This is a genomic window from Gemmata sp. SH-PL17 (genome assembly GCF_001610855.1).
GTDB lineage: Bacteria > Planctomycetota > Planctomycetia > Gemmatales > Gemmataceae > Gemmata > Gemmata massiliana.
Genome location: NZ_CP011271.1, coordinates 338,076 through 351,961 on the forward strand (window position 1 = coordinate 338,076; position 13,886 = coordinate 351,961).

Sequence of the window (13,886 nt, forward strand, 5' to 3'; positions counted from 1 at the left end):
TCCGGTCCGAGAACCACCGGGTTCTCCGTCCGTTTATATTGGGAACCTGGAACCCGGAACCCGGAACTACTCATGGTCCGAACCCTACTCGGCCTTTCCGTAAGCTCGGGGCTGGAAGGTGTGGACGCGACCGCGGTGCGGGTCGAAGGGTTGGGCCTCGACCTCACGCCCCGCGCGGTCGCCGCGCCCCGAATCGCGTTCCCGCCCGCGGTGCGCGACATCCTTCGAGCACCGGCCACTTCACCCACCCCAATACCCCCCGAATTCCTCCGGGCCGTTGCCGACACGGTCGTATTCGCCGCGCGCCAGGCACTGAGCAAGGCCGCCGTATCGCCGCGCGACACGTTCGCGGCCGGCATCCTCGAACCGAACCGAACCGCTGCTAGTGTTCCGATTTACTGGCCGGAAGTCGCAGAGCGCGTGGCCGAACAGACCGGCATCACGACGCTACACGGCTTCGCCGACCGCGACCGCGCGACCGGCGGTTCTGGGCGCCCCATCACCGCCGCAGCCGATTTCCTGTTATTCCGTGACGCTGCCGAATCGCGCCTCCTGATCCACTTGGGAGCGGCGGCGAGTGTATTGTTTGTGCCCGCCGGGGGCACAGTTTCCACTGCGTTCGGCTTTGAACCCGGGCCGGGAAACCAACTCCTCGACGCGATCCTCTTCAACGGAACGCGCGGAAAAGAGCTGCCCGCCAGCGTCGGAAAGCACGCGGTCCAGGGCCGGTGCTTGGAGCCGCTCCTCGCGCGCTGGGCGGAACACCCGCACCTCACACGCACGCCGCCCAAAACGGTCCACGCAGAAGCTTTCGGACGCAGTTTCTTGCTCGCCGCGTTCGACGCGGTGCGCCAACTGAACGCGAGCCTTCCCGATCTACTCTGCACTGCAACGCACCTCGCTGCCCGTGCGATCGGCGGTGGGTGTCGCTTTGCGCTCATGAAGCCCGACGGCCCGCGCCGCGTAGTGCTCTCGGGTGGCGGTGTGCGGAACGGCTTTTTGTGGCAACTGGTGGCGAAGCAGTTCAACGATAGCGTCGAGCGTACGGAATGCGTGGGGGTGCCGGCTCTATCGCGCAATGCCGCTGCCGCCGCGGTTCTGGCCGCACTAACCTGCGACGGGGTGGCCGGGAACTTACCGGTGCTCACGGGCGCGACCGGCGGGCGCTTGCTGGGCCACATCTGCCCCGGTGACGGCCGCAACTGGGCTCGCTGCGCCGCGTGGCTCGCCGATCAAACTGGCGAATACCCCCGCTCGAACTGGGCCGCGTAGAACCTCACAACTCACGCGACGAGATGCCAGAGAACTATTACGACAAAGCGAGTCGGTTCTTGGCCAAACTCGATCCGGTCGCGTTCCTGAGTTAGCTCCTCCGGTTGCCCACGAGTTCTTTCGTATTTCGCGGTTGGCTTGATACGCGAGGTGTCCCGTTTCCCGGCGACGCGGATCGCGTATCGGATACAGTGGCTCACGTCGAAAACGTTGGTGAGAACGGCGTGCCGTGGGTGATTGCAATCGAATTCCAAACGAAGCCGGACCCGGAGATGTTCGGGCGATTGGTGGGCTACCTGTCCGGATTGTGGCTCGAACGAAAGCCGGATACCGAGCGCGGCAGCCGCTTCCACCTCGGCGCGGCGGTCGTTAACCTGACGGGATGCGGTTCTGCGTCGCGCGAGATGGCTTGGCCCGCGGCCGGTCTTCACGCTCAACTCCAAGTTGCCGAACGCAATCTCGAACTCGAATCGGCGGAAGAACTGTTAGCGGAGATCGAAGCGGGGCACCGGGCGCCGGCACTACTGCCCTGGCTCCCGCTCATGTCTGGAGGCGATAATTCCGACATCATCGATCGATGGAAGGCGCTCGCCGGGAGCGAACCCGATCGGCGGCGAAAAGCACAAATGGCCGCAATCGCAATGCTTTTCGCGACTAAAGTCGGTCGAAAAGCCATCTGGCAAGCAAAATTGGAGGACTGGAACGTGGACGAGTCCGAGTACGTGAACGAGTGGATCGCGCGGGGAGTTGTGGTGGGTGAGGCCCGCGGTGAGGTTCGCGAGGCTCAGCAACTCATTCTCCGGATCGGTGCGAAGAAACTCGGCCCGGTACCGGCGGGTGTTGAGAGTGTGTTGCGCGCGATCCAAGACCGCGCCCGGCTCGAACGTATTGCGGACCGAATCTTTGAGGCGCCCGGTTGGGGCGACCTCGTGGCGACTGTGTAGCGTGCGGTTCTTGCTACTGCGCCAGTAACCGACGCGCGAGCACCACCCCACCCACAACGGGATCGTCCACCAACCCCACTGGTCCCGGAGAAACACCGCAGCCGCGGAGTTCGTGCAGGAAGCGGTTTCGGAACATTTCGCTTTCGCGTAGCAGCCCGCCGGCCAGTGCCACCGGAACATTCTCGCACGACAACCCGCCTGCTGCGACCGCTCCGGCTGCTGTCAGGGCCAGTTCACGTGCTTCTTGTTCAAAGATCGCGGTCGCAGTGGCGTCGCCCGAAGACGCGGCCGTTAGCACAAGGGGCGCGAGTGCGGCAATCGCGGCCTTATCCCACTTCCCGCGGTACACCGCCGGAATGAACTCGCGCGGGTCGTCGGCCCCGAGCGCCTTCAGGTAGGTGGGTAGCAGCGTAGTGCGTTCGCCGATGTTGTCCGCGGCGCGACACGCAGCCCGCAAACCGAGTAGCCCGATTCGGAACGCGCTCCCCTCATCACCCATCAAGTAACCCCACCCGCCGGCGCGGGCGTCGTTTCCGCGGGCGTCGAGCGTGAACGCGATCGAACCCGTCCCCGCGATGACCGCCAGCCCCCAGCCCTCGGGCGTGCCGGCCGCGAATAGGAGTGTGGCGTCGTTCGCGATCGTGATTTTGTCCGCGAGTTGTACGAGATCGGCCCACCCGCGGATGACTTCCAGCCCCTCGGCCCGGTCCACGCCGGCCAAACCGAGCGCCGCCGCCGCGACCGGCTCGCGGTGCCGCCCGGCTGCCTTGAACGCTTCGACAACGGCCGCGTTCAGTTCCCGGAGGGCCGATTCGACGCCAGTGGCCTGAATGTTCGACGGCCCGCCCTCTCCGCGCCCCAGCGTCGCGCCGGTCCGCGCGTCCGCGAGTACGGCCACCGTGTTCGATGCCCCGCCGTCGATCCCAATCACCAACTGTGCCGAAGCAGCCATGCGAATCCCGTTGCTCAACACCGAATATGTCTCACCACAAAGATACGAAGGAGTGACCAGGAGACACGGTGGAAGCGAGGATCGCTCTCGCCACTCGCGTGAGTCTTTGATCCCCGCTCCGGATGCTTTGTGGTGATCCTCGGACTACTTCTTAACGTTCTTGACGTACTTGTCGAACCACGCGATCTGTTCGTAGAGCACGTGGCCGATGGACTCGCGTGCGGAGTACCCGTGGTCCTCGTGCGGCAGTAGCACCAGTCGCACGGTGCCACCGGTTCCGCGCACGGCCTGGTACATGCGCTCGCTTTGCACCGGGAACGTGCCCGGGTTACTGTCCGCGGCGCCGTGGATCATGAGGAGCGGGTCTTTGATCTTCTCCGCGTGGTAGAACGGTGACATCTTGCCGTAAATCTCCGGTGCCTCCCAGAACGTCCGGCGCTCGTTCTGGAAGCCGAACGGCGTGAGCGTGCGGTTGTACGCACCGCTCCGCGCGATGCCCGCCTTGAACAGCTTCGCGTGCGCGAGCAAGTTCGCCGTCATGAACGCGCCGTAACTGTGCCCCATCACCCCGACGCGGTCCGTATCGATCCCGAACTCGGCGGCTTTATCAAGTGCCGCTTGCGCGTTCGCGTTAAGCTGCTCGACGAAGTCGTTGTTCGCCGTTTCGGGCGGGCCGACGATTGGCATGGACACTTCCATCACCGCGTAACCTTGCGTGAGGAAGAACAGGTGCGAGTAACCGGTGACGCTCGTGAACCGGTGCGGCGAACCGGTGACCTGGCTCGCGGTATCCGCGGACGCGAACTCGACCGGGTAGGCGTAAAACACCGCGGGAATCTTGGCGCCCTCTTTGTGGTCTGGGGGCAGGTGCAGCGTGAACGAGATCGTGGTCCCGTCCGCGCGCTTGGTGGTGACGAGCTGTTTTTTCGCCTTTCGCAGTTCCGGCGCCGGGTCCGTATTCTTCGTCAGAGCTTTTTCGTGCGCGCCGTCGCGGTAGTAGTAGTTCGGCGGTTCGCTCACCGACTCGCGCCGAATGAGTACCTTCGTCCCGGACACGTTCAGTACTCGAACCACTTCCTCGTACACCCCCTCGGGGCAGTGGTAGAGGCGCTCCGCTTTCGTCGTTTTGAGGTCGAACTTGTCGAGGAACGGCCGGTCGCCCTTCGGGGTCGAACCGTCGCCGCGCAGGAAGAACGTGTCGCCTGCTGGGTCGCCCGCGGTGCGGACGACCGAGTGCCCGCTCGGGAGTTGCCGCATCACCGGGGTACCCGGATCGCCGTAGTGATCCTGCACGGAGCGCTCGAAGAGGAGCTTCGGCTCGGAGGCCAGCAGCGCGGTACTCGATACTAGGAACGTGCGCCCCCACTTGCGGTCGCGGTCGTAATCGCGGACGAGCATCCGGTTTCCGGTCGGGAAGAAATCGATCCCCGCCAACCGGTGTTCGACCTTCAACAGTTCCGTACCTCGAATTTCGCCGCCGGCAGTTGCGGTGAAGAGCGCGTCGCGGTGTGGAACTTTCTTCTTAGGGTCGCCGCCGTCTTGTGCTTCGGCCCAAATGAGTGCGTGTGGGAGGGTGGGCACCCACCGGATCGAGCGCGGGCCGGTCGGCACACCCTCAATGGGCACTTTGTCTTGCAGCGGCAGTTCTGCGACGGTGGAGTCCTTCGCGCCGGTTGCCTTGTAGACTTCGACCGCACGCGGAAACGCCGAGTACGGGTACAGGTACGAGAACGGCTTCTGCACGCGGTACAGCAGCACGAACTGACCGTCCGGCGACGGATCGCACCCGATGTTGATCGAGGGCTTCCCGATCGATTGAATCGTGGGTTTCTCGGCTTCGCCGCTGATGAGCGCAAGTTGCGACGTGCAGTAGTGCTCGAACAGTGCCGCGTCGTGTGGGTCTTTCAGCATGTCCTGGAACGTGCGAACAGGTGCCGCTTTTCCGCCACTCTCCTGGATCACCGGACCGGCCGGCGCGATCGGGGGAGTGGGGGCATCGCCGCGCCCTTCGGGAATGAGTTGCACGAGCAGCGTTCGGCTGTCCGGCATCCACTGTGCAGATTCGCCGATCGCGGCGTTCAGGCGCACGCCTTTGATTTTCTCCAACTTCAGTTCATCGAGCGCGCACACCCACAACTCGATGCCGGCGTCCGTGGTGCTCTGGACCGCGAATCGCTTGCCGTCCGGTGCCCACATCGGGAGCCCGATCTTGGCTTTCTCGGGCAGGGCGATCGGCTTCGGGTCGCCGCCCGTGACCGGAACCAGCGACAGCCCGGTGACGCGCGTGGGCCGCGCGGGGCCGTTCGTTCGGGGGTTGATGCGCAACCCCGCGAGCCGGAGCATCGGCGCCGCGACCTCTTCGATCGACGGGTACCGCGCGGACTGCACGAGCAGCACGTTTTCGCCCGTCGGACTGATCGAAAGGGCCGGCGGAGCGGGGGCATCAAGAATGTCGATGACCGCTTGCGGCGGTTTCTGGTAACCCTCTTGCCCGAAGGCGTCCACGGAAATGGTCAACGCGCACACCCCACACAACAGCAGACGAAACATGACTGCCCTCCCGAACGTCGTTCAGGCAGTGTACCCGCTCGCGTACCGAGCGTATACTGAGCGACGACCTGGAAGAACCTACCCCCCGGCCCCCTCCCTGAAGGGAAGGGGAGAACGAACCCAGGTGATTTCTCCCCTTCCCTTCAGGGAGGGGGCCGGGGGGTAGGTTATCGGTCCGCCACCCTCACCCACCGTACACGCTATGAAACGCATCCGATTCGCTGCCCTGCTCGTTCTCGTCGCGCTTCCCGCACTCGGGCGCGCGGAAGACAAACCCGTCGTGCTCGAAGGCGGCGACGGTCCCGGGAAGGGCAAACACATTGTCCTCGTGAGCGGCGACCAGGAGTACCGCTCCGAAGAGGCGCTCCCGCAGCTCGCGAAGCTCCTCTCCAAGCACCACGGGTTCAAGTGTACGGTCCTGTTCACGGTGGACCCCAAAGACGGAACTGTCAACCCGAACATCAACAACGTTCCGGGACTCGAAGCCCTCAAGACCGCCGACCTCCTGGTGATTTTCACGCGGTTCCTCAACCTGCCCGACGACCAGATGCAGCACGTCGTTGATTACGTGGCAGCGGGGAAGCCCGTGGTCGGGCTACGCACCGCGACCCACGCCTTCAACATCCCGAAGGACCGGAAGTTCGCGAAGTTCTCGTGGAGCAACGGCGAGTCGGACTTCAAGCAAGGGTTCGGCAAGCAGGTGCTCGGTGAAACGTGGGTCGCGCACCACGGCTCGCACGGCAAGGAGGGCACGCGGGGCATCGTCGTGAAGGGCCAGGAGTCGAACGCGATTCTGAAGGGCATCGCGCCCGGCGCGATCTTCGGCACCACGGACGTGTACACAGTCACGCTCCCGCTGCCCGGTGACAGCACGCCCCTCGTGCTGGGCGAGGTGACCGAAACGCTGAAGCCCGACTCGAAGGCCGTGAACGGCAAGAAGAACGACCCGATGATGCCGGTCGCGTGGACCAAGACCTACAAGGGCGAGGGAGACAAGACCGGCCGCGTGTTCACGACCACGATGGGCGCGTCGCAAGATCTGGAGTTCGAGGGCACCCGGCGGCTGATCGTGAACGGGTGCTTCTGGGCGGCGGGGCTGGAATCGAAGATCCCCGACAAGACGAACGTGGACCTCGTAGGTACGTTCAAGCCGACGGCCTTCAAGTTCAAGGGCAACGCCGACTGGAAGCCCGGTGTTACGCCGGCCGATTTGCTGAAGTGAGACTTACTTTTGCAAGAGTGTTTCACCGCGGAGGGCACAGAGGGCGCGGAGAAAGACGGGATTGAAAACGAATCATTCCGGTCTTTGCTTTACTCCGCGCCCTCTGTGCCCTCTGCGGTGAAACACTCTTGCACTCAGTTCTTCTTTGGCGGGAAACCGTCTTTCTTGCCCCAACCCCGTTCTCCCTTTTTACCCCCGTACCACAAACCGAACGGCCCGGGTGGGAAGTCCGGGGGGAAACCCAACTCTCTAAGCTTCGTGCGGGTATTTTCCTCGGCGCGCGTGTCATTTTGTTCCTTACAGACCTGCGCTAGCATCCAGTACGTATCGGCCAGTTGCATACGCCCGGGGGTGAAGCGCGGGTGCCCCTCTTGCGGTTGCCGCTCGCCCGGTTCAACGGACTCGGATTGTTCCCGGATCGATTGTTCCAGTTCCTCGCGTGCGGCTGTTAATTTTCCCTGGAATTTTAGTGTGCTCGCGAGGCGCTGGCGCACGAATCCGAGTTCCGTGTGACCGTGCGGCGGACGGTCGTCTTCGGGCACGGAAGTAAACGCTGCGATCGCGTTGCGGTATGCGGCTTCGGCGGCCTCGGGCCGGTCTTCGGACTGCTCGTGTGCCAGCCCGACGCGAACGAACACGGACCCGGTGAGCCACACGTTCCCGCGTGCGAGTTCGGCCGCGCGCCGGAGGGGGACGTCGCGGTCGTTTGGGTACGCCTCCTGCGGCGCGACCAGGTACACAATGACGAGTTCCGTTCGCATCGATTCGTTGTCGGGGTACTTCTCCACGAGCGGCTTGAGCAGCGCGACCGCGCGCCGGTACGCGGTGATCGCCTTGTCCGGGCGCCGCTGTCGCACGTTCGCCTCGCACAAGCGGCGCGACGCCTTCGCTGCTTCAAACTGGAGTAGCGGGTCTTCGGGCGCGTTTTGCTCGACGAACTTGTCGTAGAACGCGAGGACCGCTTCCAGGATCGCGGCCTTGTCCGCACCGAAGTCGCGCGGTCCCGGTAGTTCAGGCGGACCGTTCGGGCCACCCGGCCCCCCAGGGCCAGGGCCACCGGGACCACCAGGACCAGGACCGTTTGGTCCTCCTGGTCCCCCAGGACCGCCCGGTCCCCCAGGACCGCCCGGTCCCCCAGGACCGCCCCCGAAACTGAGGAAGATGTGGTTCTCCGGTCCGCGCCCCGCCATTGGCATCATGATGCCGAAATTCGAGTGCGAGTTGCTGCTCGCGGCCTCGAAAACCTTGGCGAACGTTTCGAGTGAGAGCTTCAGGTTCGCGCGGAGCTTGTCGGACATCTCGCGAACTTCATTCGTCGCGGTTTCGGCATCCTTGCGGCGTTTCTCCTCGCGTGCGTACCCCATCCATCCTGTCACGGCCGCAAAAATAAGGGCCGCGGTCGTGGTGAACGCGAGCGACGCGACCGTCGGGTTGCGCCGGCACGCGAGCCACGCGCGCGAAACGAGCGTCATGCGCCGGGCCTTGATGGGGCGGTCGTCGAGAAACGCTTCGAGGTCGCGTGCGAGGTCGCGTGCGGTCGCGTACCGGTTCTTCGGTTCGCGGGCCATTGCCTTCAGGACGATAGTTTCCAGATCACGCGGGACGTCCGGGTTCAGCGTGCGCGGGGCCGGTGGGTCCGCGTCGGCCACCTTCTTGATGAGTTGGGCCGGGCTGTCGGCCGCGTAGGGCGGTTCGAGTGTGAGTAACTCGTAAAGGGTCGCGCCCAGGCCGTACACGTCGCTCCGGGCGTCCGCGGCCCCGGTCAGGCACTCGGGCGGGAGGTACTGGAGCGTGCCTAGGATGTCACCGGTCGCGGTGAGACCGTGGATGTGCATCATCTTCGCGAGGCCGAAGTCCGTGACCCAGACGGTTTCGCCATCGAGAATGAGGTTCGCGGGCTTCACGTCGCGGTGCAACACGCCCTGCTTGTGGGCGTAGTGGAGCGCGTCTGCGGCCTGCACCCCGACCCCCGCAATGAACCGCCAGTCGTTCCGCTCGGGGCCTTTGAGTTCGGGTTCGATCACCTCGAACGGGGCCGGTGTGCTCGTGGGCTTCGCGACGGGAGTATTGGGCGTGTGGGCGCGCGTTTCGTTGGAGGCTTCGTCGCTCTTGTTCAGGCTCTTGCGCCACTGGCGCACCACGGAATGCAGCCCGCACCCGGGGATGAGTTGCATCACGTAGTACGGCAGCCCGTCCTGTTCGCCGACGCCGAATACGGGAACGATGTTCGTGTGGTGGAGCTTCGCCGCAGCCAGTGCCTCGCGCACGAATCGCTCGCGCTGGACCGGGTCGAGTTGGGCGTGCCGCGCGAGTACCTTGAGCGCGACGGGTCGGTCGAGCGATTCCTGCACCGCCTCGAACACCACGCCCATTCCGCCGCGCCCGAGTTCGCGCACGATGCGGAAGTCGCCGAGCCGGTCGGGGAGCGATTTCTCCGTCAGGCTCGTGGGGTTGCGGAACCGCTTCAGCAATTCCATCTGAGCGACGGCCGGGAGCAACTCCTGGAGTTGTTCCGCGTGCTCGGGGTGCGCAGCGGCGTAAGCGCTGACGGACGGGTGTTCCCCGCGCCGCAGCAGGTCGGCGAACTCTTCGGCCAGTACGTCTACCGGGTCGCGATCGTCGGAGTTCATAATCGGCCGCTTTCTTCACCTGGGGCGCGACAGCATAGCATACCGCGTGGGCGGTGGCCCCGGAGGTGTTTAACGGATAGCAAATCAGGCGAGGGGAGGAGGCGCGGGCGCGCCTCTCGTTGGCATGAAATCTCTTACCCGCCGAAGCCCGGGATCGTTTCGAGGATCTGTTTCAGGCGGGCGAGTGCCCGGACGTAGCGCTTGCTCGCGGCGGCGGGTTGGACCCCGAGCAGTGCCGCGGTCTCGGTGTTGCTCAGTTCTTCAAAGTGGCGCAGTGCGAGTACCTCGCGGTCGAGCGCGTCCATGCTGTTGAGCGCTTCTTCCAGGTGGGTGAACGCTTCCGTCCGCGCCGCCGCGTGGCTGGGGCTGCTCCCGTTCCCGAGCAGGCACGCCGCGAGGCACGCCGAGTCCGTGGTCGGCCCGCCGCGGTTGATGGACACCTCTTGCCCCACGTCGCGCTTCTGGGCCAGGTGCTCGCGGTGGACGTCGGCGAGGCGCTGGCCGACGATCAGCCGCAGCCACCCGAAGAACGGCTGGTCCGGCTTCTCGAAGTAGTGGTCGACGCGCTTCAGGGCATCGATGTACGCCTCCTGGAGCACGTCCGACGGCGACACGCGGCCCGCAAGCCGGTGATCGAGCCGGAGCTGAACCATTCGGCGCAACTTGTTCCGGTGCCGCGCGAAAAGTTCTGCCAGGGCTTGCTGGTCGCCGGCCCGCACCTTGGTGAGCAGTTCCGCGATCTCCACTTCCGCTTCGACGGCCATCGTATTCCTCGCGTCAGCGCTGTTGTGAAGATAAACGGCTCCGGCCCATTCCTCGCGACCGTGAACGCGGGCGCAAGTAATGATAACGGTCTGAGTAAGAGGTCGTGACCGGGGCCGTTCGCCGTTTTTCATTATGACAGAGAACGCGACACTTTGGGCGCTGCGATTCGCCCGTGTTGTCCTCTCCTATCGCTGCGGAGAAACGGGATGTTCTGGGTTTCAAAAGTGTTGGCTCCGGCCGCTCTGGTACTGGGACTCGTGGGGGCCGCTGTTGTGACGGCTGCTCCGGACGGCAACCAACCGCCGTTCGGCGGGAAGGGGCAGTTCGGTAAGGGCGGCAAAAAGGCCGACGAGAAGGTCGAGCAAAAGAAAGCCGACGAGAAGAAGAAGGTTGAAGACAAGAAGGGGCCGCCCCCGGCGCCGAAGAGCGACGCGGTGGTGGATGCGTGGCTGAAAGTGTTGCTCGAAAAGATCACTGACCCGCACGACACGGTGCGCGACAGCGCCCGTGGGGCAATCGTCGCGGTCGGCCCGGCGGCACTCCCAGCGCTCCAGAAACTGGCCGACGGCGACGATCCCGCCAAGGCGGTCGCGGCCCGCAAGTTGATCCACGCGATCCACGGGCACCACCCGGCTCACGCCGACCATCCCGGTCACCCCGGCTTCGGAGGCGGCATGCGTGGCCCGGGCTTCTCCGGTGGACCCGGGGCCGGACCGATGGGACAGCGCGGGCTGGGTGGCTCGGGCGGACAACGCGGAATGGGGCCGGGCGGTCCGGGTGGGCGCGGTGGGTTCCCCGGCGGGCCGGGCATGGGGCCGGGTGGTCGAGGTCCGGGCGGCTTCGGTGGGCCAGGTGGCTTCCCGGGTATGGGGCCGGGCGGTCGCGGCGGGTTCCCCGGTGAACGCGGTCCGGGGCGCCCCGGGCGCGAAGAGGAGAACGAACTCGAAGTCGCGCCGATGCCGCGCGATCTGGCGAACCGCTAACCCCACTTAGGAATCTGCGGACGGGCTTGACGAGCCGCGACTGCGAGGGAGCGGAGCTGCGGTTTCCAGTGGTCCGTGAATTTGATCGGGAGTGTGGGGGCTGCTTCCCACTCCCTTGCGGTCGCGGCTCGTTGTACAAGAGAAACAAACGCCGCGGCCCCGGCAGTGAACCGGGGCCGCGGCGTTTCTACTTCAGTTCCTCGAACGTCTTGTTCAGGATGGGGTACTTCTTCCAGTCCTTGTAGTCGAAGTGCCACCACTCCTCTTCGTACACCGTGAACCCTTCTGCGTGCATCGCGGAGCGGAGCAGTTCGCGGTGCCAGCGCTGCCGGGACGTGCCGCCCATGTAGTCCGGGAACGCGCGGTCCGAGAACTCGTCGTAGCCGCTCACCATCTCGACGACCTTACCGGTCTTCAGGTCGTACAGCGTGAGATCCACCGCGCAACCCCGATTGTGCCGCGACCCCTTCGACGGGTCTGCCACGAAGCCGTGGAACTTCTCCGGCGCCGCGTCCCAGAACATCTTGGTGACGTACCAGGGGCGGTACGCATCGAACACGAGTAGCCCGTACCCCTGCTCTTTCAGTTTTGTGTGAACGCGGGCCAGCGCGTCGGCCGCGGGCTTCTGCATGTACGCTTTCGCCGAGGAGTAGAACGGCGTGCTGAGGAAGTTGTTGTCGGTCGCGTAACGGATGTCGAACTTCACCCCGTCGATGGTCGCGAGATCGATCAGTTCCGGCTTCAGGAGCTCCCCCCGTTCGGCGGGCGGCTTGGCGGCGAGTGCCTCTTTGCGCAGGTCCGCAAGCGGCCGCACGGACTTGATCTTGAACGTTTCGCCGTTCTCGCCGTCGATCTTTCGGCGCTCCATGACGACGCTCGCGGACGTCACTTTGGTGGCGCGCCCGGTCGCGTCGCGTGTGAAGACGAGCTTCTCGCCGTGGTACATCCCGCGGTCCGCGGGGAACGCGAACACGTTCTCCGATTCTTCGGTGAGCGGGTCGATTTCGGTCAACTCGATGAGCGCGTGGAGCTTCCCGTCGCGCTCGTAAATGTACAGCGGGAGGTGGTCCCAGCCGTACTCGCCGATCAGCCCCTTATACTTGCTCGGCGGTTCCGCGGGGGGAGCGAGTGCCGGTTTCTCCTTCTCGAACGCGAGCTTCCCGTTCGTGATTTTGCCGTCGGTAAGGCCGAGCTTGTTGCCCCACACCTGAGTGTCGTCCGCAATTAGCTCGTTCCCGAACTTCCGGAGCTGCATCCGCGCGCCTCCGCGATCCGGCTCGAAGAACGCGCGCCCGCCGGACTCGAACACGTCCGCCCAGCGCTCGCCCGCGCGGTAACGGCCGGCCAGCGCGACGGCTTCGTCCGTTGTGAGCGGTTCGCTCATTTCGATTTTCGGCAGCGGCTTGCCCGATTTCGCCGCGAGCATCTGGCGCAGTGCGTCGTCCGCGATGCGCCCCGTCACCGCGTTCGATACGTCACGCGACGCGACCACTACGGCGCCGATTTTCTCTCCGGGCAGAGCGACGAAGGTTGTTGCGAAGCCGTAGATCGCCCCACCGTGCCCGACGCGCGACTTGCCTTCAAATTCCCCCAGCGAGAAGCCGAGGCCGAAGCCGCTTTTGGTTCCCTTCTCCGAGAACTGCGGTCGGAACATCTCCGCGAGCGTTTCTTGTTTGAGGAACATCTTGTCGCCGAGCTTTCCGCCGGTGAAGAGGCACGACTGAAACTTCGCGAGGTCCAGCACGGTCGAGTACATGCAGCCCGCGGGTGCTTCACCGAGTTCAAACGTCGGCGCGGGGAACTCGCGCCCCTGGTACGTCCACATCACCGCGTCCGCGAGGCGCTTCTTCACCGCGGGCGTCGGTAGGAACGAACTCGCGCTCATGCCGAGCGGTTCGAGCACGCGGCGCTGGACGTACTTCTCGAACTGCTCGTTCTGCGACTTTTGGAGCGTGTACCCGACCACGCCGATGGCGGCGTTGGAATACTTGATGCGCGATTCGGGCGGGTAGATCAGACCGATTCCGTTCAGGCTCGCGACGGTCTTTTCGACGCCCGGTTCGGTCGGGTCGAAGTAGTTGCCGACCGGTGGTTCGCGGATCAGACCCGAGCGGTGGGACATCAACATCCGCAGCGTGATCTGCTTCTCACCGTCCTTGTACGTGGGCTTGAAGTCGGGAATGTATTTCGCCACCGGTGCGTCGAGATCGAGCTTTCTTTCTTCCACCAACTGCATCACCGCGACGTCGGTGAACAGCTTCGACACCGATCCGACGCGGTACACGGTTTCGGCCGTCGCGGGGATCTTCTTATCGCGGTCCTGGAACCCGTAGCCCGCGGCCCACACGACCTTCTGGTCGTCTACGAGCGCGATCGAGAGCGCGGGCAACTTCTTGTCGCCCACCTCGTGCTTGATGAGCTTTTCCAGTTCCGCAACCGCGGCCCGGTACGGCTCGGCGGCCGGAACGGACGGCTGCGCGAATACGGGCGGACCGAGCGCACAGAGCGCGAAGACGGCTACGAAGCAGCGCATGACCCCTCCTCGAAGTGGTGTGCGGTGTCTGTGTA

9 protein-coding genes are annotated in these 13,886 nt (G+C 64.9%); 4 read left to right on the plus strand and 5 right to left on the minus strand.

Features of this window, described 5'->3' with window-relative positions; genetic code table 11:
• Positions 1-72: 72 nt before the first annotated feature.
• Together VT84_RS01325 and VT84_RS01330 are read left to right on the plus strand one after the other, a co-directional pair.
• Entirely contained in the window at positions 73-1,272 is a 1,200-nt protein-coding gene (locus tag VT84_RS01325) for an anhydro-N-acetylmuramic acid kinase (RefSeq protein WP_052560954.1), read from the plus strand.
• 224 nt (positions 1,273-1,496) lie between these two features.
• Positions 1,497-2,216 carry a hypothetical protein gene (locus VT84_RS01330; protein WP_157469075.1) on the plus strand — a complete coding sequence of 240 codons (720 nt, stop codon included), beginning with the start codon at positions 1,497-1,499 and terminating at the stop codon, positions 2,214-2,216.
• 13 nt (positions 2,217-2,229) lie between these two features.
• Here the strand turns inward: VT84_RS01330 and VT84_RS01335 are convergent, their stop codons facing one another.
• Together VT84_RS01335 and VT84_RS01340 are read right to left on the minus strand one after the other, a co-directional pair.
• Positions 2,230-3,168: an N-acetylglucosamine kinase gene (locus VT84_RS01335; protein WP_082838215.1), complete on the minus strand. Its 939-nt coding sequence runs from the start codon at positions 3,166-3,168 to the stop codon at positions 2,230-2,232.
• Positions 3,169-3,312: 144 nt separating this feature from the next.
• The gene (locus VT84_RS01340) at positions 3,313-5,718 is read right to left on the minus strand and encodes a prolyl oligopeptidase family serine peptidase (protein WP_082838216.1); all 2,406 of its coding nucleotides are present in this window, start codon (positions 5,716-5,718) and stop codon (positions 3,313-3,315) included.
• 202 nt (positions 5,719-5,920) lie between these two features.
• Between VT84_RS01340 and VT84_RS01345 the strand changes: the two genes are divergently transcribed.
• On the plus strand, positions 5,921-6,940 hold the full coding sequence (locus VT84_RS01345) for a ThuA domain-containing protein (protein ID WP_082838217.1): 1,020 nt from the start codon (positions 5,921-5,923) through the stop codon (positions 6,938-6,940).
• Positions 6,941-7,074: 134 nt separating this feature from the next.
• Here the strand turns inward: VT84_RS01345 and VT84_RS01350 are convergent, their stop codons facing one another.
• The gene (locus tag VT84_RS01350) at positions 7,075-9,570 is read right to left on the minus strand and encodes a serine/threonine-protein kinase (RefSeq protein ID WP_082838218.1); all 2,496 of its coding nucleotides are present in this window, start codon (positions 9,568-9,570) and stop codon (positions 7,075-7,077) included.
• A gap of 134 nt (positions 9,571-9,704) precedes the next feature.
• Complete coding sequence (locus VT84_RS01355) at positions 9,705-10,334, minus strand: sigma-70 family RNA polymerase sigma factor (RefSeq protein ID WP_052560960.1); 630 nt, start codon at positions 10,332-10,334, stop codon at positions 9,705-9,707.
• Positions 10,335-10,541: 207 nt separating this feature from the next.
• Here VT84_RS01355 and VT84_RS39910 point away from each other — a divergent pair, with 207 nt between their 5' ends.
• Positions 10,542-11,318: a hypothetical protein gene (locus VT84_RS39910; RefSeq protein ID WP_082838219.1), complete on the plus strand. Its 777-nt coding sequence runs from the start codon at positions 10,542-10,544 to the stop codon at positions 11,316-11,318.
• A gap of 187 nt (positions 11,319-11,505) precedes the next feature.
• Here VT84_RS39910 and VT84_RS01365 read toward each other — a convergent pair whose 3' ends face one another.
• Positions 11,506-13,851 (minus strand): serine hydrolase, encoded by a 2,346-nt coding sequence (locus tag VT84_RS01365; RefSeq protein WP_082838220.1) that lies wholly within the window; start codon positions 13,849-13,851, stop codon positions 11,506-11,508.
• Positions 13,852-13,886 lie beyond the last annotated feature (35 nt).